The sequence below is a fragment of the Streptomyces sp. NPDC003011 genome (assembly GCF_053591515.1).
Map to the genome: position 1 here is coordinate 1 of NZ_JBSFTY010000087.1, position 22,607 is coordinate 22,607.

At 71.4% G+C, this 22,607-nt stretch carries 23 protein-coding genes and 5 tRNA genes; 9 read left to right on the forward strand and 19 right to left on the reverse strand.

Annotated elements, in window-relative coordinates; all coding sequences use genetic code 11:
* The first annotated feature begins 125 nt into the window (after positions 1 to 125).
* A complete protein-coding gene (locus tag ACWD0J_RS33180; protein ID WP_451499568.1) occupies positions 126 to 2,687 on the forward strand; it encodes a tetratricopeptide repeat protein in 2,562 nt (853 codons plus the stop codon).
* Between the two features lie 20 nt (positions 2,688 to 2,707).
* Here ACWD0J_RS33180 and ACWD0J_RS33185 read toward each other — a convergent pair whose 3' ends face one another.
* Positions 2,708 to 4,738 carry a DAK2 domain-containing protein gene (locus ACWD0J_RS33185; RefSeq protein WP_451499569.1) on the reverse strand — a complete coding sequence of 677 codons (2,031 nt, stop codon included), beginning with the start codon at positions 4,736 to 4,738 and terminating at the stop codon, positions 2,708 to 2,710.
* A gap of 256 nt (positions 4,739 to 4,994) precedes the next feature.
* Here ACWD0J_RS33185 and rpmB point away from each other — a divergent pair, with 256 nt between their 5' ends.
* Positions 4,995 to 5,180 carry a 50S ribosomal protein L28 gene (rpmB, locus tag ACWD0J_RS33190; RefSeq protein WP_033282681.1) on the forward strand — a complete coding sequence of 62 codons (186 nt, stop codon included), beginning with the start codon at positions 4,995 to 4,997 and terminating at the stop codon, positions 5,178 to 5,180.
* Positions 5,181 to 5,339: 159 nt separating this feature from the next.
* On the opposite strand, the gene thiD is transcribed toward rpmB, so the two are convergent.
* Together thiD and ACWD0J_RS33200 are read right to left on the reverse strand one after the other, a co-directional pair.
* Positions 5,340 to 6,149 carry a bifunctional hydroxymethylpyrimidine kinase/phosphomethylpyrimidine kinase gene (gene thiD / locus ACWD0J_RS33195; RefSeq protein ID WP_451499570.1) on the reverse strand — a complete coding sequence of 270 codons (810 nt, stop codon included), beginning with the start codon at positions 6,147 to 6,149 and terminating at the stop codon, positions 5,340 to 5,342.
* On the reverse strand, positions 6,146 to 7,111 hold the full coding sequence (locus ACWD0J_RS33200) for a thiamine-phosphate kinase (RefSeq protein WP_451499571.1): 966 nt from the start codon (positions 7,109 to 7,111) through the stop codon (positions 6,146 to 6,148). The genes thiD and ACWD0J_RS33200 overlap by 4 nt, the downstream gene beginning before the upstream one ends.
* A gap of 206 nt (positions 7,112 to 7,317) precedes the next feature.
* Here ACWD0J_RS33200 and ACWD0J_RS33205 point away from each other — a divergent pair, with 206 nt between their 5' ends.
* Positions 7,318 to 7,551 (forward strand): Lrp/AsnC family transcriptional regulator, encoded by a 234-nt coding sequence (locus ACWD0J_RS33205; RefSeq protein WP_029384521.1) that lies wholly within the window; start codon positions 7,318 to 7,320, stop codon positions 7,549 to 7,551.
* A 20-nt stretch (positions 7,552 to 7,571) separates the two neighbouring features.
* On the forward strand, positions 7,572 to 8,099 hold the full coding sequence (locus ACWD0J_RS33210) for a DUF3515 domain-containing protein (protein ID WP_451499572.1): 528 nt from the start codon (positions 7,572 to 7,574) through the stop codon (positions 8,097 to 8,099).
* On the opposite strand, the gene ACWD0J_RS33215 is transcribed toward ACWD0J_RS33210, so the two are convergent.
* From ACWD0J_RS33215 to ACWD0J_RS33225, 3 genes are all read right to left on the reverse strand, one after another.
* Positions 8,083 to 9,240 carry a D-alanine--D-alanine ligase family protein gene (locus ACWD0J_RS33215; RefSeq protein WP_451499573.1) on the reverse strand — a complete coding sequence of 386 codons (1,158 nt, stop codon included), beginning with the start codon at positions 9,238 to 9,240 and terminating at the stop codon, positions 8,083 to 8,085. The genes ACWD0J_RS33210 and ACWD0J_RS33215 overlap by 17 nt on opposite strands.
* 145 nt (positions 9,241 to 9,385) lie before the next feature.
* Positions 9,386 to 10,396 (reverse strand): NAD(P)H-dependent glycerol-3-phosphate dehydrogenase, encoded by a 1,011-nt coding sequence (locus tag ACWD0J_RS33220; RefSeq protein WP_451499574.1) that lies wholly within the window; start codon positions 10,394 to 10,396, stop codon positions 9,386 to 9,388.
* Positions 10,393 to 11,190: a lysophospholipid acyltransferase family protein gene (locus tag ACWD0J_RS33225; protein ID WP_451499575.1), complete on the reverse strand. Its 798-nt coding sequence runs from the start codon at positions 11,188 to 11,190 to the stop codon at positions 10,393 to 10,395. Before ACWD0J_RS33225 ends, ACWD0J_RS33220 begins: the two co-directional genes overlap by 4 nt.
* Positions 11,191 to 11,343: 153 nt before the next feature.
* On the opposite strand from ACWD0J_RS33225, the gene cofC reads away from it, so the two are divergent.
* Complete coding sequence (cofC, locus tag ACWD0J_RS33230; RefSeq protein ID WP_451499576.1) at positions 11,344 to 11,982, forward strand: 2-phospho-L-lactate guanylyltransferase; 639 nt, start codon at positions 11,344 to 11,346, stop codon at positions 11,980 to 11,982.
* A 9-nt stretch (positions 11,983 to 11,991) separates the two neighbouring features.
* Positions 11,992 to 12,195 (forward strand): hypothetical protein, encoded by a 204-nt coding sequence (locus ACWD0J_RS33235; protein ID WP_451499577.1) that lies wholly within the window; start codon positions 11,992 to 11,994, stop codon positions 12,193 to 12,195.
* 156 nt (positions 12,196 to 12,351) lie between these two features.
* On the opposite strand, the gene ACWD0J_RS33240 is transcribed toward ACWD0J_RS33235, so the two are convergent.
* From ACWD0J_RS33240 to leuC, 4 genes are all read right to left on the reverse strand, one after another.
* Entirely contained in the window at positions 12,352 to 13,008 is a 657-nt protein-coding gene (locus tag ACWD0J_RS33240; RefSeq protein ID WP_451499578.1) for an HU family DNA-binding protein, read from the reverse strand.
* Between the two features lie 137 nt (positions 13,009 to 13,145).
* Positions 13,146 to 13,376, reverse strand: a complete 231-nt coding sequence (locus ACWD0J_RS33245) for an SCO5555 family protein (protein ID WP_451499579.1) — start codon at positions 13,374 to 13,376, stop codon at positions 13,146 to 13,148.
* 277 nt (positions 13,377 to 13,653) lie between these two features.
* Complete coding sequence (gene leuD / locus ACWD0J_RS33250) at positions 13,654 to 14,247, reverse strand: 3-isopropylmalate dehydratase small subunit (RefSeq protein WP_451499580.1); 594 nt, start codon at positions 14,245 to 14,247, stop codon at positions 13,654 to 13,656.
* 5 nt (positions 14,248 to 14,252) lie between these two features.
* Positions 14,253 to 15,683 (reverse strand): 3-isopropylmalate dehydratase large subunit, encoded by a 1,431-nt coding sequence (gene leuC, locus ACWD0J_RS33255; protein WP_451499581.1) that lies wholly within the window; start codon positions 15,681 to 15,683, stop codon positions 14,253 to 14,255.
* A 190-nt stretch (positions 15,684 to 15,873) separates the two neighbouring features.
* Between leuC and ndgR the strand changes: the two genes are divergently transcribed.
* Positions 15,874 to 16,590 (forward strand): IclR family transcriptional regulator NdgR, encoded by a 717-nt coding sequence (gene ndgR, locus ACWD0J_RS33260; RefSeq protein ID WP_286064918.1) that lies wholly within the window; start codon positions 15,874 to 15,876, stop codon positions 16,588 to 16,590.
* 162 nt (positions 16,591 to 16,752) lie between these two features.
* Here the strand turns inward: ndgR and ACWD0J_RS33265 are convergent.
* From ACWD0J_RS33265 to ACWD0J_RS33300, 8 genes are all read right to left on the reverse strand, one after another.
* Positions 16,753 to 16,825, reverse strand: a tRNA-Glu gene (locus tag ACWD0J_RS33265).
* Positions 16,826 to 16,853: 28 nt separating this feature from the next.
* A tRNA-Gln gene (locus ACWD0J_RS33270) sits at positions 16,854 to 16,925 on the reverse strand.
* Between the two features lie 20 nt (positions 16,926 to 16,945).
* Positions 16,946 to 17,018, reverse strand: a tRNA-Glu gene (locus ACWD0J_RS33275).
* Between the two features lie 62 nt (positions 17,019 to 17,080).
* Positions 17,081 to 17,153 (reverse strand) — tRNA-Glu (locus ACWD0J_RS33280).
* 42 nt (positions 17,154 to 17,195) lie between these two features.
* Positions 17,196 to 17,267, reverse strand: a tRNA-Gln gene (locus tag ACWD0J_RS33285).
* A 90-nt stretch (positions 17,268 to 17,357) separates the two neighbouring features.
* A complete protein-coding gene (locus ACWD0J_RS33290) occupies positions 17,358 to 18,092 on the reverse strand; it encodes an HAD family hydrolase (RefSeq protein WP_451499582.1) in 735 nt (244 codons plus the stop codon).
* Between the two features lie 163 nt (positions 18,093 to 18,255).
* Positions 18,256 to 19,740, reverse strand: a complete 1,485-nt coding sequence (gltX, locus tag ACWD0J_RS33295) for a glutamate--tRNA ligase (RefSeq protein ID WP_451499583.1) — start codon at positions 19,738 to 19,740, stop codon at positions 18,256 to 18,258.
* Complete coding sequence (locus tag ACWD0J_RS33300) at positions 19,733 to 20,509, reverse strand: fumarylacetoacetate hydrolase family protein (protein ID WP_451499584.1); 777 nt, start codon at positions 20,507 to 20,509, stop codon at positions 19,733 to 19,735. Before ACWD0J_RS33300 ends, gltX begins: the two co-directional genes overlap by 8 nt.
* A 274-nt stretch (positions 20,510 to 20,783) precedes the next feature.
* Between ACWD0J_RS33300 and ACWD0J_RS33305 the strand changes: the two genes are divergently transcribed.
* On the forward strand, positions 20,784 to 21,224 hold the full coding sequence (locus tag ACWD0J_RS33305; protein WP_451499585.1) for a peptidase inhibitor family I36 protein: 441 nt from the start codon (positions 20,784 to 20,786) through the stop codon (positions 21,222 to 21,224).
* A 125-nt stretch (positions 21,225 to 21,349) separates the two neighbouring features.
* Positions 21,350 to 22,261, forward strand: a complete 912-nt coding sequence (locus tag ACWD0J_RS33310) for a hypothetical protein (RefSeq protein ID WP_451499586.1) — start codon at positions 21,350 to 21,352, stop codon at positions 22,259 to 22,261.
* A gap of 62 nt (positions 22,262 to 22,323) precedes the next feature.
* Here the strand turns inward: ACWD0J_RS33310 and ACWD0J_RS33315 are convergent, their stop codons facing one another.
* Positions 22,324 to 22,518, reverse strand: a complete 195-nt coding sequence (locus tag ACWD0J_RS33315) for a hypothetical protein (protein ID WP_451499587.1) — start codon at positions 22,516 to 22,518, stop codon at positions 22,324 to 22,326.
* Positions 22,519 to 22,607: the final 89 nt, after the last annotated feature.

Consider the following 22,607-nt stretch of genomic DNA (forward strand, 5'->3'; position numbering starts at 1 on the left):
CCTTCCCCCCGGGGCCCGTACGGGCTGTCAGGACGTGACGGCTCCCGCGGGAACGCGGGCCGGCGGCCGCCCGCTTCGACGAGCGCAACGGCACTCGGCACGTCAGCGAGCGGGCCCGCGCGCGGATGGCGCAGCGGCCGCTGGTGGAGCGGCTGCCGCTGGGGGTGCGTTCGGTACGGACGGCCTCTGTGGCCGCGGTGGCTCCGCCGCCGGTGGCCGTGGCCCCGCAGGAGCCGGATCTGGCCGCGCTGCTCACCGAGGCACGGCGGCTGTCGGACACCCTGCAGCCGAACGCGATCGAGGCGTGGGCGGCGGCCGCGCGCGCGGCGGAGGGTGTCGAGCTGGACGCCCGCGACCGCGCGGAGATCGCCGACCACCAGGCGATGGGCCTCGGCCCGGAGGGCATCGCCCTCTTCGAACGGGCCGCCGAGCTGTACGCGGAGGCGGGCGACCCCGGCGAGGCTCTGGCGGCCCGCACCCGCGCGGCGTACGTCCACGCCCTCACGGGGCACGTGGACGAGGCCCTGGCTGCCGTCGCCGGACCCTACGACGAGATCCTCGCCCTCTACGCCGGGGGCGGCACGGACGTCCACCAGACCGCGTCCGTGCTGATGGGGCGGGCGCGGGTCCTGATGCGGCAAGTGCAGCGGGCGGGGTCTCTTGAGGAGCCCGCGGGGATCGATGACGGCCCCGTGGAGAACCCGGGGGCGAGCGACGCACCTCTCGGGGACACGGTCGCGGCGGCCGGCGGAGCCGGGGAGGACTCCTTCACGGACTCCTTCACGGACTCCGGCACGGCCGACGCCCCGAACGAGGACTCCTTCGCGGACTCCGTCACGGCCGACGGTCCTGCGGAGCACCCGGCCGGGACGGTCGGCCCCGGGGCCGACCCGGGCGGAACCCCTGACCATCCTCGGGTGGACGCGGACGGGACCACCGGTGACCGGGTACCGGGCCCGCGCGGGGCCACGCGCGGTCCTCGGCGGGCCACCGCGGACGAGGCCACCGGCAACCGTGCTGAGGGCTCTCGTACCGAGGTCGGTGGCCCCTCGGACGGTCCGGCCGACGGCGACCGTGCTGAGGGCTCCACGGAGGCCGGTGGCCCCTCGGACGGTCCGGCCGAAGCCGCCGCCACGGCGCTCAGCGGTGTGCGCCTGGCCGACGGCCCCGAGGGCGCCATGAACCCGGCCGACCGCTCCCCGGACGGGGTGTGCCCGGCCGACGGGTTCAGTGACGGCGTGAGCCAGTCCGACCGCTCCCAGGACGGCGTGAGCCCGGCCGGCGGCTCCCACGGGCACGTAGGCCCTGCCACCGCCCACTCCCCAGCCGACGTACGCCCCGATGGTGGCTCCTCCTTCGGCTCGGTGCTCGCCGCGGCCGAGGTGGCTGCCCGGGAGGTGCTGGCCCTGGTCAAGGGGCGTACCGGGGACGACGTCCGGCTGGCCGCGCGGGCCGCCGAGGCGCAGGCGATGCTCGCGGAGCTGGCGGCGCAGACCGGGGAGGTGCAGACGGCCGCGGAGCTGTTCGCGCGGGCGGCGGAGGGCTTCGTCGGGGCCGGGCTGCCGTGGTTCGCGGTGGAGTACGAGGCCAAGCTGGCCGGACTCGCCCACCACCTCGGTGACCTGGCCGAGACGGAACGGGCCCTGCGGGCCGCCCTGGAGCACGGCGGACCGCACCTGGAGCCGACGGGACGGGCTCAGCTGCACCTGCAGCTCGCCGAGGTCGTCGGTGGCCGGGGCCTGTCCGGGGAGGCCGCCGGGCACGCCCTGGAGGCGGCGCACTGGGCCGACGAGGCCGGGGAGGGGCCGACACTCGGCGCCTGGGCCCGGCACCAGCTCGGCGGGTTCCTGCTGCGCCAGGGGCGCTGGGCCGAGGCCGCGGAGGTCCTGGAGTCGGCGCTGACCGACCTGAGCGCCGAGACGCACGGCGACGGCGCGATCGTGCAGACGCAGTGGTGGCTCGGTGACTGTCTGAACGAGCTCGGCGAGCACCGGGAAGCGGCCGAACGGCGGCTTCAGGCGGCCGAGATCGCCCGGCACTGGCCCGAGCAGCACGACCACGCGACGCTCGCCCACCTCGCCGCCGAGTCCCTCGGCCACGCGGGACTGCCCGCCGAGGCGGACCAGGCGTACACGCGCGCGGGCGAGCTGTGGCGCACCCTCGGCAACGTCCACGGCCTCGTCCGCTCGCTGCGGGCCCGCGCCTGGCTCGCGCTGGGGACCGAGGACCAGCCCGACGCGGCGCGGGAGTTGATGGCGGACGCGGTCCGGGAGTGCGAGACGGCGCTGGCCGCGGCCGCGGACGACGAGGAGACGCGGCGCCGGCTGGTGGCCGAACTGGGCCACACCCACCGCCAGTTCGGCGACCTGCTGGCCCGTTCCGCCGCCGAGGACGCCGAGGACGACTCGATCCGGTCCGTGCTGGAGGAGGCGCTCTCCCGGGTGGCGGAGGCGATCGTCGTGTTCACCGCCCTCGGGGCCGACGCGCTGCCCAGCCGGACCGGTGCCGAACTCGCCGCGGGATGGCTGGAGGCAGACCTGAGCCGTCCCTCAGACGCGGCGGCACGCGCGCGTGCGGTGCTGTCGGCGTACACCGACGACGACGAGGACGAGGACGAGACCGCGCGGGCCCGGCGGGCCGAGGCGCGGCAACTGCTCGGCGTGGTGGAGGAACAGGCCGCGGGATAGCCGCCGGAGGCGAGCCCCGGCTATTCGACGCCGATGAGCAGCACGGCCCCTTGCCGCCCGCCCCGGTACACCACCGTGTCGACGGCGAGGTACGACTCCCGTACGCGTGCCTCGAGCCGGTCGGCGACGGAATCGGGGGCCGCGTCGCCGAGGACGAGGGTGACCAGTTCGCCGCCGGCCGCGAGCATGCGGTCGAGGACCGTCTCCGCGGTCGCCCCGACCTCCGTGCCGATCACGGCGACGTCGCCGTCGATGAGGCCGAGGACGTCACCGGCCTGGCAGATGCCCGCCATGGTCCAGGACTGGTGCTCCGCGACGACGACTTCCGCGTACCGGGTGGCTCCGGCCGCCGAGGTCATCGTCACGACGTCCTCGTCGAAGCGGCGCTCCGGCTCGTGCACGGCGAGCGCGGCGATGCCCTGGACCGCGGAGCGCGTCGGGATGAGGGCCACGCGGATTCCCTCCGTGCGGGCCTGCTCGGCCGCCGCGGCCGCCGTGTGGCGCAGGTCCGCGTCGTTGGGCAGCAGCACCACCTCCCGCGCGTGGGCACGCCGTACGGCCTGCACGAGCTCCCCGCTCGCGGGCGGCTCCCCGGGGCGCGCGAGCACCGTCGTCGCGCCCGCCTCGGTGTACAGCCCGGCCAGTCCCTCGCCGGGCACGACGGCCACGACCGCGCGCTGGGCCCGCTCCCCGGCCGGCCGGCCGACGCCCGTGGTGTGCACATCGTCGAGCCCGAAGTGCGTGATCCGGATGCGGTACGGCCGCCCGGCCTCGACGCCCGCTTCCACGGCGGCACCGGCGTCGTCGACGTGCACGTGGACGTTCCACAGGCCGTCTCCGCCGACCACGACGAGCGAGTCCCCGAGGGCGTCGAGCCGCGTTCGCAGCCTCGCGACCGCCGCGTCCTCAGCCTCCAGCAGGTAGATCACCTCGAAGGCCGGCCCGCCCGCCTCCGGTTCCGCCGGCCCGGCCGGCCCGTCGGCACACTCCCTCACGCCGCCGGTACCCGCGGTCCCGCACGCGGAAGACGCCCGTTCGTCGAGCACCACGCCCGCCTGCCCCGCCGGCCCCGCGTGCCCCGCCTGCGGGCCGGCCCCGGGCATCGCCCCAGGAGCTCCCCCGGTGTCGCTGTGTCCCCCAGGGGCGGCGTACGACGTCACGGCATCGGCATCGGCATCGGTCTCGCGCACACCACCGCCGTCTCCACTGCCGGCCCTGTCCCCGGCCCGCTCACCGCCACCGATCTCCACGTGCCCCACGCGCGCGTGCACCCCGCCCCCGGACACCGGGCTCACCGCCCCGCCCGGCACCTGCCCCGTGAACGTCTCCACCAAGGCCCCGAGGACCGCCACCAGCCCCCGTCCGCCCGCGTCGACCACTCCGGCGCGCTGGAGGACCGCCAGTTGGCCGGGGGTCTCGGCGAGAGCCGCACACGCTCCCTCGTAGGCGGCCCGGGCCACCGTCGCGCAGTCGCCCTCGACTCCGGCCGCCGCGTCCGCGGCGGCGGTGGCGACGGTCAGGACCGTCCCCTCGACCGGGCGGGCCACGGCCTGGCGGGCGGAGTCGGCCGCGCGCCGCAGGGCGAGCCGGAGGCCCTCCCCGTCGGTGTGAGCGGTCTCACCGTCGGCGGCGAGCACCTGCGCCATGCCCCGCAGCAACTGCGCGAGGATCGTCCCCGAGTTGCCCCGCGCGCCGATGAGCGCCCCGTGCGCCATCGCCCGCGCGGCATCGGCGAGCGTCGGCCTACCGGTCGCATACGTCCCACCGGTCGCATATGTCCCACGGGACTCAGGGGTTCCAGAGGTCTCAGGGGTTCCACCGGCCTCACCGATGGCGCCACGACCCACCTCGTGCCCCGCGAACACCGCCTCGACGGCCCCCACGGCGGACTCCACGGTCAGATACAGGTTCGTGCCGGTGTCCCCGTCGGCCACGGGATAGACGTTGATCGCGTCGATCTCCTCGCGCGCCCGGCCGAGCGCGGTCAGCGCGAGACCGCACCAGGTGCGCACCGCGAGAGCATCGAAGAATGTCTGCGGCACCTGCGCCACCTGCGCCTCCTTGAGCTGCTGACGTGGGACGCAGCGTAGACCCCGGGTCGGGGGCCACCGGAAGAGGGAGGGGACCGGGCCCCTGAACAGCCATGGTAGTTTCGTTGTGCTGGCGCAGTCGTTGTATGCTGCTCCGGTTGCCCGATCCCATCGGGCTCTTCCTCCTGGCAGCGCCACTCAGATCTCTGATCCTGCGATCTTGATCCCGGCATGCCGGGATCCACCGTAAGTGCATCTGAAGTCTTTGGAGTGACCCGTGGCTGCCAACTGCGACGTCTGCGGCAAGGGGCCGGGCTTCGGCAACAACATCTCGCACTCTCACCGCCGTACGCCCCGCCGCTGGAACCCGAACATCCAGCGTGTGCGTACTGTGGTCAGCGGGACGCCGAAGCGCGTGAACGCTTGCACCTCGTGCATCAAGGCCGGCAAGGTCTCGCGCTGACGCACAGCTAAGCGCGCGGCCACTGCTGGTTCGCTGCACTGAGCCGGTCCACCGAGTGTGGACCGGCTTTTTGCATGCCTTCTCGCCTGCCCGCGCCCCTGCACGGCGCACCTCCCCACACGCGTGCGCAAGCGCTTACGCAACCGATTGCGTAAGCGTTTACGTCCCGGCGCCATCCGCCACCATGAACCGCCACCCGTGGTCCACCGGCCCGATCCCCCCGCCGAGCGCGAACCCGGCGCGGATCGCCCCGGTGACGTACTCCTTGGCCGACGCGACCGCCTCCGGTACGGACCGCCCCTTCGCCAGCTGTGACGCGATCGCGGACGCGAGGGTGCAGCCCGTGCCGTGCGTGTGCCGGTTGTCGTACCGCGGTGCCCGCAGCCAGTGCTCCTGGGTGCCGTCCGTGAGCAGGTCCACCGCGTCGCCGGAGAGATGGCCGCCCTTGATCAGCACCCACCGCGGCCCGTACGACAGCACGGCCGCCGCGGCCCGGGGCAGCTGGTCCTCCGACTCGACCCGTACGCCGGTGAGCTGGGCCACCTCGTCGAGGTTCGGGGTCGCGACGGTGGCCACCGGCAGGAGCTTCGTCCGGACGGAGTCCAGCGCGGACGCGGCCAGCAACGGGTCGCCGTGCTTGGAGACGCCGACCGGGTCGACGACGGCCGGCGCGTCCGTCCCGCCGATCAGTTCGGCCACCGCCTCGACGAGTCCGGCCGAGGCGAGCATCCCGGTCTTGACCGCCTGGACGCCGATGTCGTCCACGACACTGCGGTACTGCGCCCGCACCGCCTCCACCGGCAGCTCCCAGGCTCCCTGCACACCCAGGGAGTTCTGCGCGGTGACCGCCGTCACGACACTCATGCCGTGCACGCCGAGCGCGAGCATCGTCTTCAGGTCGGCCTGGATGCCCGCGCCCCCGCCGGAGTCGGAGCCCGCGACCGTGAGAACCCGCACGGGCGCGCTCATGACTCGATGTCCCCGAAGTGGTCCCAGCCGCCCTTCTTCGTCCACGGCGCCCCGTCGACCGTCACCTGGGGCAGCGCCGACGGGTTGAGCACCTCGCCGATCACCCGCCAGCGGGCCGGCAGCTTCACGTCCGGCGGGAAGGTCGCCACGATCGCGTGGTCCTCTCCCCCGGTGAGCACCCACTGCATGGGGTCGACGCCGACGGCCTGTCCGATGTCGTTCATCTGGGACGGGATGTCGATGGCTCCGGAGCGGACGTCGATGCGGACCTTGCTGGCCTCGGCGATGTGCCCCAGGTCGGCGATCAGCCCGTCGCTCACGTCGCACATCGCGGTCGCCCCGAGCCCGGCGGCGGCCGGACCCGCGTGGTACGGCGGCTCGGGGCGCCGGTGCGCCTCCACGAAGGCCCGCGGCGAGCGGAACCCGCGGGAGAGCACCGCGAACCCGGCCGCGGACCAGCCCAGCCAGCCGGTCACCGCGACGATGTCCCCGGGCCGCGCGCCGCCCCGCGTGACCGGCTCGACGTTGCGCAGGTCGCCGAGCGCGGTGATCGACACCATGATGGTGTCGCCGCGCACGACGTCCCCGCCGACCACCGAGGCGCCGGCGACCTGGCACTCGTCGCGCAGGCCGTCCATCAGCTCGCTCGGCCAGGTCACCGGGAGTTCGGCCGGGACGACCAGGCCGAGCAGCAGTGCGGTCGGTACCGCGCCCATGGCGGCGATGTCCGCGAGGTTCTGCGCGGCGGCCTTGCGGCCCACGTCGTAGGCGGTGGACCAGTCGCGGCGGAAATGCCGGCCCTCCAGGAGGATGTCGGTGCTGGCCACGACCCGTCGGTCGGGCGCGGCGACCACCGCGGCGTCGTCGCCGGGGCCGACCCGGACCGCCGGGGTGGTGGTGAGACGGGAGGTGAGCTCCCTGATGAGCCCGAACTCCCCCAGCTCACCAACAGTGCCCTTCATTGCCCTTACGCCCCTTCTGTCCCTGTCCGTGCCCGCTCGCGCGTCACCAGTGTCCTCGATACGGTCGAGGTGACCGTCAACTTCCGTCGTGCCCGTACCCCGGCGCGCGAGCCCCGGTGCCCGCAGGTCTCCCCGCGACGAGCGGCGACGCGATACCGTGGCGTTCCTTTTCCCCACATGATCCTCGTGGCCGCCCTGGAGGTTCCGTGGTACAGGCGTACATCCTGATCCAGACCGAGGTCGGCAAAGCGTCGACCGTCGCCGAGACGATCGGCAAGATCCCCGGAGTCATCCAGGCCGAGGACGTGACAGGACCGTACGACGTCATCGTGCGCGCCCAGGCCGACACCGTGGACGATCTCGGCCGCATGGTGGTCGCGAAGGTCCAGCAAGTGGACGGCATCACGCGCACCCTGACCTGCCCGGTCGTTCATCTGTAGCCCCCGTCTACCCTTGACCGGTGAACTTCTTCCGTCACCGGCGCCGCATCCTCGTCGGGCCGCCCGCGCTGGCCGTGCTGATCACGGTCGCGGGCTGCTCCTCAGCAGACGACACCGCGGCGACGGCGGTTCCCAGTCCGGTCGCGAAGGTCGCGCAGCTGTGCCGGAACCTGGACAAGGTACTGCCGTCGAAGGTGGACGGTGAGAGCCGCCACGACCCCGAGCCCGCCTCGGCGCTGACCGCGGGCTGGGGAAGCCCGGCGATCATACTGCGCTGCGGTGTCGAACAGCCGCCCAAGATGGTCGATCCCAAGGTGGCCGAGGGCGGCGACCCGGACGCGGTGGCCGGCGGCGTGAACGGAGTCGACTGGCTGATGGAGAAGCAGGACGACGGGGCGTACCGCTTCACCACCGCCAATCGCTCCGCGTACGTCGAGGTGACCGTGGAGAAGGGGCAGGACAGCGCCGGGGTGCTGACCGGCCTGGCGCCGGCCGTGAAGAAGGCGGTTCCCGAGGGCGTCGCCCCACGGGTCAGCGCAGGCCGGTAGACCTGCGCAGGGCCGCCTGGATCAGCCGGTCCACCAGCTCGCCGTAGGCGATCCCGCTCGCCTGCCACATCTGCGGGTACATCGAGATCGGCGTGAAGCCGGGCATGGTGTTGATCTCGTTGATCACGAACTCGCCGTCCTCGGTGAGGAAGAAGTCCGCGCGGACCAGGCCCTCGCAGGAGGCCGCCTCGAAGGCGTCCACCGCGAGCCGCTGGACCTCCGCCGTCTCCTCGGGCGTCAGCGGCGCGGGCACGATGCCGGGCGTCGAGTCGATGTACTTGGCCTCGAAGTCGTAGTACGCGTGCGCGTCCGGCGGCGGGATCTCCGCGGGGACCGAGGCGCGCGGGCCGTCCTCGAACTCCAGGACCCCGCACTCGATCTCGCGGCCGCGCAGCGCCGCCTCCACCAGGATCTTCGGGTCGTGCCGCTGCGCCTCGGCGATGGCCTCCTCCAGCCCCGCGAGGTCGTCCACCTTGGTGATGCCGATCGACGAACCCGCGCGCGCGGGCTTCACGAACAGCGGCCAGCCGTGCTCTCCGGCGAGGTCGACGATCTTCTTGCGGGCGGCCGGCTCGTCACGCTCCCACTCACGCGGCCGGATCACCACGTACGGGCCCACCGTGAGCCCGAAGGAGGTGAACACCCGCTTCATGTACTCCTTGTCCTGGCCGACGGCCGAGGCGAGCACGCCCGAACCCACGTACGGCACGCCGGAGAGCTCCAGCAGGCCCTGCAGGGTGCCGTCCTCGCCGTAGGGGCCGTGCAGCACCGGGAAGACGACGTCGATGTCGCCGAGCGCCTTGGGCACCGATCCGGGCTCGCTGTAGACCACTTCGCGGTTCGCGGGGTCGACGGGGAGGACCACGCCGCCCTCGCTCGACTCGGCGAGCTCCTCGACGTCGGGCGTACGGCGTTCGGTGATCGCCATGCGTTCCGGGGCGTCCGCGGTGAGCACCCAGCGGCCTTCCCGGGTGATGCCGATCGGCAGGACGTCGTACTTCGTCCGGTCGATGGCCCGCAGGACGGCGCCCGCGGTGACCGTCGAGATCCCGTGTTCGGAGCTGCGCCCGCCGAACACGACGGCCACACGCGGCTTGCGGGGCGGCTGCTCAGGGCTCTGGGGGAGGTTCTCAGTGCTCATATCGGCTTGAGAGTACCCGCTGGTATCCGCCGAGTCAGCGTCCGCTCGCCCGCTGTCGCTCAGCGTCGCACGGACGGTTGCTCAGCGTCGTACGCACGGTCGCCGACCGTCATGCGCCTGGACACCGCGCCGCACCCGGGCTCGCTCAGCGTCGTTCGGGTTTCGCGCTGCGCGCCATCAGTTCCTTGAGCGCGACCACCGGGGGTTTGCCCTCGTGCACGATGCCGACGACCGTCTCGGTGATGGGCATGTCGACGCCGTGCCGGCGGGCCAGATCCAGTACGGACTCACAGGACTTGACGCCCTCGGCGGTCTGCCTGGTGACCGCGATGGTCTCCTGGAGGGTCATGCCCTTGCCGAGGTTGGTGCCGAAGGTGTGGTTGCGGGACAGCGGCGAGGAGCAGGTCGCCACCAGGTCGCCGAGCCCGGCGAGTCCGGAGAAGGTCAGCGGGTCGGCGCCCATCGCGAGGCCGAGGCGGGTCGTCTCCGCGAGGCCGCGGGTGATGAGCGAACCCTTGGCGTTGTCGCCGAGTCCCATGCCGTCCACGATGCCGACGGCCAGACCGATCACGTTCTTCACCGCGCCGCCGAGTTCGCAGCCCACCACGTCGGTGTTGGTGTACGGGCGGAAGTACGGCGTGTGGCAGGCGGCCTGGAGCCGCTGGGCGACGCCTTCGTCGGTGCACGCGACCACGGCGGCGGCCGGCATCCGCGCGGCGATCTCCCTCGCGAGGTTGGGTCCGGTGACCACGGCGATGCGGCTCGGGCCCACCTTGGCGACGTCCTCGATGACCTCGCTCATCCGCATGGCGGAACCGAGTTCGACGCCCTTCATCAGCGACACGAGGACCGTGTCCGGCGCGAGCAGCGGCGTCCACTCGGCGAGGTTGGCGCGCAGCGTCTGGGAGGGCACGGACAGGACCGTGAAGTCCGCGCCGGCGGCGGCCTCGGCCGCGTCCGTGGTGGCCCGCAGGTTCTGCGGCAGTTCGACACCGGGCAGGTAGTCGGGGTTGGTCCGGGTGGAGTTGACCGCCTCGGCGACCTCCTCCCGGCGTGCCCACAAGGTGACCTCGCACCCCGCGTCGGCCAGCACCATGCCGAACGCCGTCCCCCATGAACCGGCGCTGAAGACCGCCGCCTTGACCGGCTTGCTCACGTGCTCTGCCCCTCTTCCTGTCCGACCTTCCGCTCTTCCTGTCCGACCTTCCGCTGCGTCTGTGCCCGGGTCCTGCGCCGCTGCTCGCGCCGCTCGTCACGCGGGTCGTAAGGCGTGGCGGGCGCCCTCTCGCCGCGGATCTCCTCCAGCTGGCGGGTGACGGCGGCCATGATGACCTCGGTCGCCTCCTTCAGAAGCTCCGGGGTCATCTCCTTGTCGTAGAAGCGTCGCAGGTCCACCGGGGGCCCGGCGAGCACGTGGTGGGTCTTGCGCGGAAGGAAATCGGGCTTCTTGGCGTACGGCGGAAGCACCTCGTTGGCGCCCCACTGGGCGACCGGGATCACCGGGCACCTGGTCTGCAGGGCGACCCGGGCCGCGCCCGTCTTGGCGACCATGGGCCAGCCCTTCGGGTCGCGGGTGAGGGTGCCCTCGGGGTAGAAGGCGACGCACTCACCGCGCTCGACGGCGGCGATGGCGGCGCGGAAGGCGCTGAGCGCGTCCGTGCTCTCGCGGTAGACGGGGATCTGACCGGTACCGCGCATCGCGGCGCCGACGAATCCCTTCTTGAAAAGACTGCTCTTCGCCAGGAATCGCGGAACGCGGCCGGTGTTGTACTGAAAGTGTCCGTACGCGAAGGGATCGATGTGCGAATTGTGGTTCACGGCGGTAATAAATCCACCATCAGCCGGAATGTGCTCCATTCCGCGCCAGTCCCGCTTGATCAGAACCACCAGCGGCGGTTTGCAGAGCACCGCTGCGAAGCGGTACCAGAAGCCGATTCTGCGGCGGGGCACGCGGACACCTTCCTCTAGGGCCTGAGGGCCGCACAAGTGTCGCCTCAGGCCACCGGTCTGTCGAGAACACCGTACGCCCCGCCCCCGAGCCCGCCGGATGGGCCGGTGACGGCTGAGTAACAATGGCCGCGACAAGAGAGGGACGGAACGCTCGTGCAGTGGACCTTGGTCATACCCGTGAAGGCGCTGGCGCGGGCGAAGAGCAGGCTCTCGGACACCGCCGCCGACGGGTTGCGCCCGGGCCTGGCGCTCGCCTTCGCCCAGGACACCGTGGCGGCCGCGCTGGCCTGCCCCGCGGTGCGGGATGTGGCGGTCGTCACCAACGACGCACTGGCCGGCCGGGAGCTGGGCGCGCTGGGCGCCCGCATCGTCTCCGACGAGCCGCGCGGCGGCCTGAACGCGGCTCTGGCACACGCGGCGGACGCCGTCCGCGCATCGCGTCCGGAAAGCGCCGTGGCGGCCGTGAACGCGGATCTGCCGGCACTTCGCCCGCTGGAATTGGCCCGGGTTCTGGACGCGGCCGCGGAATTCCCCCGCGCGTTTCTCCCGGATGCCGCCGCGATCGGCACCACTCTGCTGGCTGCCCGGGAAGGCGAGGAATTGCGTCCCGCCTTCGGCACGGATTCCCGGGCCCGCCATCGCACCTCCGGAGCCGTGGAACTCGCCCTGGACGCGGTGGATTCCGTACGCCAGGACGTGGACACCGGCGCAGACCTGCGGGCCGCGCTGGTCCTCGGAGTGGGTCCCCGCACGGCGGTTCAGGCCGCGCGCCTGCTGATCCCCGGGCAGTAGGCTGCCGCCATGCAGGCCACCGCGTACACGTACGACCCCGACAGCCGCAGCGGACAGGTGCTGCTCGACGACGGCACCCCGGTGCCCTTCGACGCGCCGGCGTTCGACGCGGGCGGGCTGAGGCTGCTGCGGCCCGGACAGCGGGTGCGCATCGAGACGGAGGGCGAGGGCGAGTCGCGCCGGATCACGCTGGTGACGCTCCAGACCTTCTGACCGTTCCCGGGACCCGTCCAGGATCCCCCGGCCCTCCCCTGACGTCCCCCGCGCTTGCCCCGCATTTCCTCCGCACTTCCTCCGCATGTCCTCCGGACACGCCGCGGGCCGGGCTCCGTACGGAGTCCGGCCCGGCGCGTGAGTGCCCCTGTGCCCTTACCTCTTGCGGGCGGTGGCCTTCTTGGCGGTGGTCGTGCGAGACGTCGACTTCTTGGCGGGGGCCTTCTTGGCCGTCGCCTTCTGCGCCGGGGCCTTCTTGGCCGTGGTCTTCTTCGCGGTGGACTTCGTCGCCGTGGTCTTCTTGGCGGCGGACTGCGTCGCCGTCGTCTTCTTGGCCGTGGCCTTCTTCGCGGTCGCGGTCGTGGTCGTCTTCTTCGCCGCCGGCGTGGCCTTCTTCGCGGTCGTCGTCTTCCTCGCCGCTCCCGTCGCCTTCTTGGTGGCGGCCTTCTTGGCCGCGGACTTGGCGATGGTGGGCGGCGGGCCGGACAGGCTGCCCTTCGGCGCCTTCTTCACGGCGACATCGTTCTTCGGGAGCTTCTTCGAGCCGCTCACCAGGTCCTTGAAACCCTGGCCCGCGCGGAAGCGCGGAACGGAGGTCTTCTTGACCCGAACCCGCTCACCCGTCTGGGGGTTGCGGGCGTAACGGGCCGGACGGTCGACCTTCTCGAACGAACCGAAACCGGTGACCGAGACCCGGTCACCCGCTACGACCGCGCGGACGATGGCGTCCAGGACCGCGTCGACAGCATCGGCGGCCTGCTGGCGGCCCCCCATCTTGTCGGCAATCGCTTCTACGAGCTGCGCCTTGTTCACGTCTTCCCCTTCGGAGACATTGCCAGAACGAAAGTGTTCAAGCGTTTTCGCACGTTAGGCAGATATATACCGCAAATCAAACACGAAACGGGCTTATCACCCGTGCGCCGCAACGAACTCGGCTGTTCTGGACTTGTTCAGCGTTCCTCTTCCGGGATTCGACCCGCGTCGAGGTCCGCCACGAACCCCTCCAGACGCCTTGCCGCATCGGCGAGATCGTGCTTGGCCGCGGCCGTAATGACCAGCAGCTTCCGGGTCAGCGCCATCCGTACGCCCTCCGGGACTTGCAGTGCGCGCACTCTTGCGTGCGCTTCCTTGAGTTGGTCCGCGACTGCCGCATAGAGCTGGAGTTGGCCGTCGTGTTCCATGCACAGATTGTGCCATCTGGGGCGAGTTGTCGCCTGCTCAGGGTGCAACTGCCGCCTCAAACGGCCTTCCGGGCGTATCGGGGAGCCACGGCTTCAGGGCACGCCTACCCCGACAACAACCGCCGTAACGTGGGAAGTTGGGGGGTGTCCCGGACACCGGCAGGGCCGTTCGGGTGCAGACACAGCTGTACCCCCGATCGGGCTGATCGGGGGTACGGCGGGGGTGTCGCGGTGGCCGAAACTCGACCTGTTCAGTTGCTCCGGACCGGCGCTCCGGTCAGACCGGGAGCGTCCTCGGCTTGTACGACGGGCGCTTGGCCTCGTACGCGGCGATGTCGGGCTCGTTCTGGAGGGTGATGGAGATGTCGTCCAGCCCGTTCAGCAGCCGCCAACGGGCATTCTCGTCGAGCTCGAAGGGGGCGGTGATGCCCTCGGCACGCACCTCACGAGCCTCAAGGTCCACCGTGACCTCGGCCGTCGCGTCCTTCTCCGTGAGCTCCTGCAGCGTGTCCACGATCTTCTGCTCCAGCACCACCGTGAGCAGGCCGTTCTTGAGCGAGTTGCCGCGGAAGATGTCGGCGAAGCGGGACGAGATGACGGCCTTGAAGCCGAAGTTCTGCAGCGCCCAGACCGCGTGCTCACGGGAGGAACCGGTACCGAAGTCGGGGCCGGCGACCAGGACGGTCGCACCCTTGCGCTCGGGCTGGTTGAGGATGAAGGACGGGTCCTTGCGCCAGGCCTCGAACAGCCCGTCCTCGAACCCGTCCCGGGTCACCTTCTTGAGCCAGTGAGCAGGGATGATCTGGTCGGTGTCGACGTTGGAGCGGCGCAGCGGGACGGCCCGGCCGGTGTGCGTGGTGAATGCTTCCATGACTCTCAGACTCCAGCGGGCGTACGGGTCTCGGCGTCGGACAGGTCGGCCGGGGAGGCCAGGTGGCCCAGGACGGCAGTGGCCGCCGCGACCTGCGGCGACACCAGGTGCGTACGCCCGCCCTTGCCCTGCCGGCCCTCGAAGTTGCGGTTGGAGGTGGACGCGGAGCGCTCACCGGGGGCCAACTGGTCGGGATTCATGCCCAGACACATCGAGCAGCCCGCGTGCCGCCATTCGGCGCCGGCGTCCTTGAAGACGACGTCCAGGCCCTCCGAGACGGCCTGCAGACCGACCCGCGCGGAGCCGGGGACAACCAGCATCCGTACGCCGTCGGCGACTTTGCGGCCTTTCACGAGCTCGGCGGCGGCGCGCAGGTCCTCGATGCGGCCGTTGGTGCACGAGCCTACGAAGACGGTGTCCACCTTGATGGAGCGCAGCGGCTGCCCGGCCTCCAAGCCCATGTATTCCAGGGCCTTTTCGGCGGCGAGGCGCTCCGAAGCGTCTTCGTACGAAGCCGGGTCGGGGACGTGTGCCGAAAGCGGGGCACCCTGGCCGGGGTTGGTGCCCCAGGTGACGAACGGCGCCAGCTCGGCGGCCTCGATCACGACCTCGGCGTCGAACTCGGCGTCCTCGTCCGTCTTCAGCGTCTTCCAGTACGCGACGGCCGCGTCCCAGTCCTCGCCCTTGGGGGCGTGCGGGCGGCCCTTGAGGTACGCGAAGGTGGTCTCGTCGGGGGCGATCATGCCCGCGCGGGCGCCGGCCTCGATCGACATGTTGCAGATGGTCATCCGGGCCTCCATCGAGAGCTGCTCGATGGCGGAGCCGCGGTACTCCAGGACGTAGCCCTGGCCGCCGCCCGTACCGATCTTGGCGATGATCGTCAGGATCAGGTCCTTGGCGGTGACGCCGTCGGGCAGGTCGCCGTCGATGGTGATGGCCATGGTCTTCGGGCGGGCCATGGGCAGCGTCTGGGTGGCCAGCACGTGCTCGACCTGGGAGGTGCCGATGCCGAACGCCAGACCGCCGAAGGCGCCGTGCGTGGAGGTGTGCGAGTCGCCGCAGACGACCGTCATGCCGGGCTGGGTCAGACCGAGCTGCGGGCCGACGACGTGCACGACGCCCTGCTCGACGTCGCCCAGCGGGTGCAGGCGGACCCCGAAGTCGGCGCAGTTCTTGCGCAGCGTCTCCAGCTGGATCCGGGAGACCGGGTCGGCGATGGGCTTGTCGATGTCGAGGGTCGGGGTGTTGTGGTCCTCGGTGGCGATGGTCAGGTCGAGCCGGCGCACCTGGCGACCGCTCTTGCGCAGACCGTCGAAGGCCTGCGGGCTGGTCACCTCGTGCAGCAGGTGCAGATCGATGAAGAGGAGGTCGGGCTCGCCCTCGGCGCGCCGGACGACGTGGTCGTCCCAGACCTTCTCCGCGAGTGTCCTACCCATCGCTTTCCCTCCGGCCGGCAAGTGGTGCGCCGGCCCAACTAGAGATCTTGAAGGAGGCGACGCCCGCGCCCCTGTGTCCGGGCATCCGCCGCCGGGCCCCTCGTGCTGCGGGCCGCTGTGTCTTCCAGGGTGGCGTGTTCCATGGAAAATTGAACTTGCGTTTCACAGAGTGAGACGCGAGTATCGTTGCATGGACAACAGTAGCGGCGTCGGCGTCCTGGACAAGGCAGCCCTTGTCCTGAGCGCCCTGGAGTCCGGTCCGGCCACCCTCGCGGGTCTGGTCGCGGCGACCGGGCTGGCACGACCCACGGCCCACCGGCTGGCCGTGGCTCTGGAACACCACCGCATGGTGGCGCGCGACATGCAGGGCCGTTTCATTCTCGGCCCCCGGCTCGCGGAGCTGGCGGCAGCGGCGGGCGAGGACCGCCTGCTCGCCACGGCCGGCCCGGTGCTCACCCACCTCCGTGACATCACGGGCGAGAGCGCTCAGCTCTACCGCCGCCAGGGCGACATGCGCATCTGCGTCGCCGCGGCCGAGCGTCTGTCCGGCCTGCGGGACACGGTCCCGGTCGGCTCGACGCTCACGATGAAGGCGGGCTCGTCCGCGCAGATCCTGATGGCCTGGGAGGAGCCGGAGCGCCTGCACCGCGGCCTCCAGGGCGCCCGCTTCACGGCCACGGCCCTGTCGGGCGTACGACGCCGGGGCTGGGCCCAGTCCATCGGTGAGCGTGAGCCGGGCGTCGCGTCCGTGTCCGCTCCGGTGCGCGGACCCTCCAACCGCGTGGTGGCCGCCGTCTCCGTCTCCGGCCCCATCGAGCGCCTGTCGCGCCACCCGGGCCGTATGCACGCCCAGGCCGTCATCGACGCCGCCGCGCGTCTGTCCGAGGCCCTGCGCCGCACGGGCTGACCCACCGGGGACATCAGCGGGAAGGGCCTGCCTCAACGCCGCGGCAGGCCCTTCTCGCTGTCACGAGCCGCTGTCATGAGCCGGGGTCATGAGCCGGGGTCATGAGCCGGGGTCTGGACACGCCGATGGGCCCCCACCGAAGTGAAGGCCCATCGATTCGCGTACCCCCGACCGGATTCGAACCGGCGCTACCGCCTTGAGAGGGCGGCGTGCTAGGCCGCTACACAACGGGGGCGAGGATCGTGCGTTTCCGCAGATCCGAGCTGGTCTACCTGGACTCGAACCAAGACTAACTGAACCAGAATCAGCCGTGCTGCCAATTACACCATAGACCAATGTGGTTTAGACCAGTTTGTACCCCCGACCGGATTCGAACCGGCGCTACCGCCTTGAGAGGGCGGCGTGCTAGGCCGCTACACAACGGGGGCCCTAGCGATCCTGCATGAGAGTCAGCGGGTGCGACCCGGACTGCCCCCCTGGGAAGGATCTGTACCCCCGACCGGATTCGAACCGGCGCTACCGCCTTGAGAGGGCGGCGTGCTAGGCCGCTACACAACGGGGGCGTTGCGGAGTCGATCTCCGCGGTTGCAGATGAGCTCTGCGAGCTGGCCTACCAGGACTCGAACCTAGACTAACGGAACCAGAAACCGTCGTGCTGCCAATTACACCATAGGCCACTGAAACGCAATCCCTGAGGGGGATCTTGTTTAGCTTGCGCCTCCGGCTCGGGACCTTTCGGCCCGCTCCCCGGCGGCGCAGAAAGAACATTACCCGAAGGTGGACGGGGCTCCAAAACGGGTATCCGCGCCGAGGATCGCGGGGAGTTCGGCGAGGGAGGCGATCCGGCGCGGCCCGGTGGGCGGGTCGACGGTCGCGTACAGGCCCCCTCGGTCGATCCAGACCGACAGCAGCCCGGCGTCGGCGGCGCCCCGCCCGTCGATCTCCGGGTGGTCGCCCACGTAGGCCACCTCGTGCGGGGCCAGTTCCAGGGCGTCGCAGGCCGCCAGGAAGGCGCGGGCCTGCGGCTTGGAGACGCCCAGCTCGGCGGCGCACAGGATGGCCTCGAACCGGTCGTGCACGCCGAGCAGCCGCAGCTTGCGGTCCTGGACGTGCAGGCTGGAGTTCGACAGCACGGCGTGCCGGTGACTGACCGCGAGGGCGTCCAGGACCGGCAGCACGTCCGGGAACAGGGCCCAGGCGGCTTCGTAGTGCGTGATGTAGCGCTGGAACCAGGCGTCGGCCTCGGCGTCGGTCAGCGCCTGGTCGTCCAGGAAGACCCGTACGCGGTCCCGGCGCTGTCCCTCGAAGGTCGCCTGCCCCGCCGCGAACCGCGCCCACTGCGCGTCGGTCACCTCCCGCCATCGCGCGAGGGCCCGCTCGACGCTCTCGTACCCGTCGAGCAGGCCCTCGGCCGCGAGGTGTCCGCGCATGCCGGCGCGGTCGGCGGTGGTGTAGTCGAAGAGGGTGTCGTCGATGTCCCAGACCACGGCCCGAATGCTCATGGTCCGACGGTAACCGCCGGCCGGTTCGCGTGTCCGCCGTAGCGACCGGGCCCTGCTTCGGGTCCGCCGCGCCCAGGGCCGTCGTGGCGCGGAGCGGCCGCCCCTCCGACGCCGGAGGGGCGGCCCCCGGTGGTCCGGTGGCCGCCCCTCACCCGCGCCTGCGCTACGCCGCCAGCCTGGCCAGCGCCGCGTCGATCCGGGCCAGCGTCCTGTCCTTGCCGAGGATCTCCAGGGACTCGAAGAGCGGCAGGCCGACCGTGCGGCCGGTGACGGCCACGCGGACCGGGGCCTGGGCCTTGCCGAGCTTGAGGCCGTGGGCCTCGCCGGCGGCCAGGACGGCCTCCTTCAGGGACTCGGGGGAGGTCCAGTCCGCGGACCGGAGCTTCTCGCGGGCGGTGCGCAGGAGAGCGTCGCTGCCCTCCTTCATCGCCTTCGTCCAGCTCGGCTCGTCGAAGACCGGCTCGGGGAGGAACAGGAAGTCGACGTTGTCGGTGATCTCCGACAGGACCTTCAGACGGGTCTGGGCGTGCGGGGCGATGGCCTGCCACTTCGTCTCGTCGAAGTCCTCCGGGGCCCACGGGGCGAACGGGGCCCGCAGCCACGGGGCGCAGCGCTCCGTGAAGTCCTTCACGTCGAGCAGCCGGATGTGGTCGGCGTTGATCGCCTCGCACTTCTTCAGGTCGAAGCGCGCCGGGTTGGGGTTCACGTCCGCGATGTCGAAGGCCGCGACCATCTCGTCCATCGTGAAGATGTCCTGGTCGGCGGAGAGCGACCAGCCGAGGAGGGAGAGGTAGTTGAGCAGGCCCTCGGGGAGGAAGCCGCGCTCGCGGTAGAGGTTCAGCGACGACTGCGGGTCCCGCTTCGACAGCTTCTTGTTGCCCTCGCCCATCACGTACGGCAGGTGGCCGAACCGCGGGATCCCCTGAGCGACGCCCAGCTCCGCCAGCGCCTTGTACAGGGCGATCTGGCGGGGCGTCGAGGACAGCAGGTCCTCGCCGCGCAGGACGTGGGTGATCTCCATCAGGGCGTCGTCGACCGGGTTCACCAGCGTGTACAGCGGGGCGCCGTTGGCTCGTACGATCCCGTAGTCCGGCACGTTCTCCGGGAGGTACGTGATCTCGCCGCGGACCAGGTCCGTGAAGGTGACCGGCTCGTCGGGCATCCGGAAACGGACGATCGGGGTGCGGCCCTGGGCCTGGTACTCCTCGGTCTGCCCGGCGCTCAGGTCGCGGCAGTGGCCGTCGTAGCCGGACGGCTTGCCGGCGGCGCGGGCGGCCTCGCGGCGGGTGTCCAGCTCCTCCTGGGAGCAGTAGCAGTGGTAGGCGTGGCCGGCGTCCAGGAGCTTGGCGGCGACGTCCTGGTAGAGGTCCATGCGCTGCGACTGGCGGTAGGGCGCGTGCGGGCCGCCGACCTCGGGGCCCTCGTCCCAGTCGAAGCCGAGCCAGCGCATCGAGGCGAGCAGCTGCTCGTAGGACTCCTCGGAGTCGCGGGCCGCGTCGGTGTCCTCGATGCGGAAGACCAGCGTGCCCTGGTGGTGCCGGGCGAACGCCCAGTTGAACAGGGCGGTGCGGACCAGGCCCACGTGCGGGTTACCGGTGGGCGAGGGACAGAAACGGACGCGAACGGGGGAGCCGGGTGCGCTAGCCACGCTTGACAACCTTGTTGGTGAGAGTGCCGATGCCTTCGATGGTGACGGCGACCTCGTCGCCGACGGTGAGCGGTCCGACGCCTGCCGGGGTGCCCGTGAGGATGACGTCGCCGGGGAGCAGCGTCATGGCCTCGGTGATGTTGACGATCAGGTCCTCGATGGAGTGGATCATCTCGCTGGTCCGGCCGAGCTGGCGCTGCCCGCCGTTGACCGTGAGCTGGATGGTCAGGTCGGACGGGTCGAGGTCCGTCTCCACCCAGGGGCCCAGCGGGCAGGAGCTGTCGAAGCCCTTGGCCCGGGCCCACTGCTTCTCGCGCTTCTGCACGTCGCGGGCGGTGACGTCGTTGGCGCAGGTGTAGCCGAGGATGACGTCCTTGACGCGCTCGCGCGGGACCTCGCGGCACATCCGGCCGATGACGACGGCCAGTTCGGCCTCGTGGTGGAGGTCCTCGGAGAAGGAGGGGTACTGGATCGCGTCGCCGTGGCCGATCACCGAGGTGGAGGGCTTGAAGAAGGCGAACGGGGCGTCGGGCACCTCGTTGCCGAGTTCCCTCGCGTGTTCCGCGTAGTTGCGGCCGAAGGCCACGACCTTGTTCGGGAGCACCGGCGGCAGCAGCCTGACCTTGCTCAGCGGGACCTTCGTGCCGGAGAGCTCGAAGTCCGCGAACGGGATGCCCTTGATGATGTCGAGGACGAGTTCGTCCGGCCTGTCGCCCTCGACCGCGCCGAAGGCGACGTTCCCGTCGATGGAGAATCTGGCGATGCGCACGGGATCCTTGCGCCCCTCACTGAGACTGGTGTGCGTGTCGGCCGGCCGGCGTGCCCGCGAGCCGACGCTGGACGCTCCAGGCTAACCGGTCGGAGCGCGTGATCATCGGTCGGCGGGTCGGGAGAGCCGGCTCCGCGGGCCCGCTGCCGGCTGCCGCCGTCCTGCGCCGCCGACCGGCCGCGCAGCGACCGGAAACCGCTTGTCGTGATCTCATCACCGCCCTAGGGTGATCTTTCCGAAGGGGACGCGTCGGGTTCACGAACCAGGGGATCTCATGAAGGCATCGCGCAAGGCCCTGTCCATGGCAGTGGGCCTTCCCACCGCGGCCGTGGCGGTACTGGGCATGGCCCCGACGGCGCACGCGGAGGCCCGAGTCACCTGCGCGGACTCCGAGCGGGACTGTGCCGTCTTCTACTACAACAGCGACACCTCGGGGTCGCACACCGCTTTCACCCGGGACGGCGTGGCCAACCTCTCGGGGTACACGTTCCTGTCGTCCGGGACCGGTCAGGGACAGGCCGTGAAGAACAACGCGGCCTCGTTCTGGAACGCGAGCATCGACAGCGTCGCCACGGTGTTCTTCAACAGCAACTACGCAGGCGCCTGCGACACGTTCGCGCCGCTGTCCGAGACCGGCAGGCTCGCCAGGACGTACAACGACAACGCCTCGTTCGACTTCGACCGCGGCGGTTCCCACTGCTACAAGTGGGACTGACGCGTCAGCCGCGGCAGGGCCGCACACGACCCCGCGCAGGGCAGTCGGGCCTGTGCGGGGTTCCGTATGTGCCGACGTCGTACCGGCGCCCGAGAGCAGCACCCCTCCCACGGACATCTGGACTCATGAGACGTTTGGCGATCCCCGTACTCTCCCTCGCGCTGCTGGCCGGCTGCTCCGCGCAGACACCGTCGTCGGCCCCGAGCTCCGCCACGCCCTCCGCCGGCGCGCCGGAACCGAGCGCGAGCCCGTCGGCACCCGCGAAGAAGGGCTACACGTTCCGGTTGCCCATCGCCGCGTACAGCTACAGCGACGCCGACTACGAGGTGATCCAGTCGGCGGAGCGGGTCCTGACCCGTGACTGCATGAAGGACTTCGGGCTTTCCTACACGCCCGCGAAGACCCCCGCCCCGGCCGCCGGGCCGGATCGCCGGTACGGGCTGTCGGACCTGGCCACGGCGGGCCGGTACGGCTACCGGCTGCCGCCGGAGCCGGCCGCGCCGCAGCCACAACTCTCGAAGGACGAGACCACGGTGCTCTACGGGAAGCGGTCCCTCGGGGACAGCGGGCAGCAGGACGCGAAGCTCACATTCCGGGGCAGGGAAATACCGGCCGAGGGCTGTCTGGGGAAAGCGATCCTCGACTTCCGCAAGCCGTACGAATACCCGGCGGGCAGCCGGACGGCGAGCCGTATCGCGACGGCGAGCTACGAGGACTCCCTGAAGGACCCGGCCGTGCGGGCCGTCTTCGGGAAGTGGTCCTCCTGCATGCGGCGGAAGGGGTACGACTACGCCTCTCCGATGGACGCGCTGGAGACGCCGGCCTTCCGCGAGGGGAAAGTCTCGGCCGAGGAGAAGGAAACAGCGGTGGCCGATGTGTCGTGCAAGCAGAACACCGGCCTGCTGGACACCTGGTTCGACGCCGAGGCGGCGATTCAGAAGGACATGATCGCGAAGGATCCGGAGCCGCTGCGAAAGCTCGACGAAATGCACCGGGAAAAGGTGCGCGCGGCCAGGGAGATACTGGCGGACGCGTAAACGGTGGAGCGCCGGGAACAGACGAGTGCCGGCCAGCGCCGGCACTCGTGGACGGCCTGCGGCTACTCCCCGGCCGCGGCCCGGGCGGTGACGGGGACCTCCATCAGGACCGTACGCTTGGGGTTCGCGGTCTGCGCGGGGAGGTCGACGGAGTGCTCCGGCTGCTCCGAGGTCTGCAGGTCGTCGGCGTCCTCCAGGTGCGCCAGCGTCGTGCGCCGCGGGTTGGCGATCTTGTGGAACATCATCGTCGTCTTCACGGTTCTTACGAGACCCTGTCCTTGCGGGCGCCGGGCGGGCCGAAAGGCCCTGCCGCCGACGCGGGTTGTCGGATTTGCCTTCTCTGTAA

What these genes read in the sequence shown, in the direction of transcription:
- ACWD0J_RS33215 (WP_451499573.1), bottom strand. Translation starts at nt 9,240, where the DNA reads ATGAGCACTGAGAACCTCCCCCAGAGCCCTGAGCAGCCGCCCCGCAAG.
- leuD (WP_451499580.1), bottom strand. Translation starts at nt 14,247, where the DNA reads ATGGAAGCATTCACCACGCACACCGGCCGGGCCGTCCCGCTGCGCCGC.
- thiD (WP_451499570.1), bottom strand. Translation starts at nt 6,149, where the DNA reads ATGAGCGCGCCCGTGCGGGTTCTCACGGTCGCGGGCTCCGACTCCGGC.
- ACWD0J_RS33310 (WP_451499586.1), top strand. Translation starts at nt 21,350, where the DNA reads ATGAGACGTTTGGCGATCCCCGTACTCTCCCTCGCGCTGCTGGCCGGC.
- ACWD0J_RS33305 (WP_451499585.1), top strand. Translation starts at nt 20,784, where the DNA reads ATGAAGGCATCGCGCAAGGCCCTGTCCATGGCAGTGGGCCTTCCCACC.
- ACWD0J_RS33200 (WP_451499571.1), bottom strand. Translation starts at nt 7,111, where the DNA reads ATGAAGGGCACTGTTGGTGAGCTGGGGGAGTTCGGGCTCATCAGGGAG.
- ACWD0J_RS33180 (WP_451499568.1), top strand. Translation starts at nt 126, where the DNA reads ATGGCGCAGCGGCCGCTGGTGGAGCGGCTGCCGCTGGGGGTGCGTTCG.
- ndgR (WP_286064918.1), top strand. Translation starts at nt 15,874, where the DNA reads ATGGACAACAGTAGCGGCGTCGGCGTCCTGGACAAGGCAGCCCTTGTC.
- ACWD0J_RS33290 (WP_451499582.1), bottom strand. Translation starts at nt 18,092, where the DNA reads ATGAGCATTCGGGCCGTGGTCTGGGACATCGACGACACCCTCTTCGAC.
- ACWD0J_RS33235 (WP_451499577.1), top strand. Translation starts at nt 11,992, where the DNA reads ATGCAGGCCACCGCGTACACGTACGACCCCGACAGCCGCAGCGGACAG.
- ACWD0J_RS33245 (WP_451499579.1), bottom strand. Translation starts at nt 13,376, where the DNA reads ATGGAACACGACGGCCAACTCCAGCTCTATGCGGCAGTCGCGGACCAA.
- leuC (WP_451499581.1), bottom strand. Translation starts at nt 15,683, where the DNA reads ATGGGTAGGACACTCGCGGAGAAGGTCTGGGACGACCACGTCGTCCGG.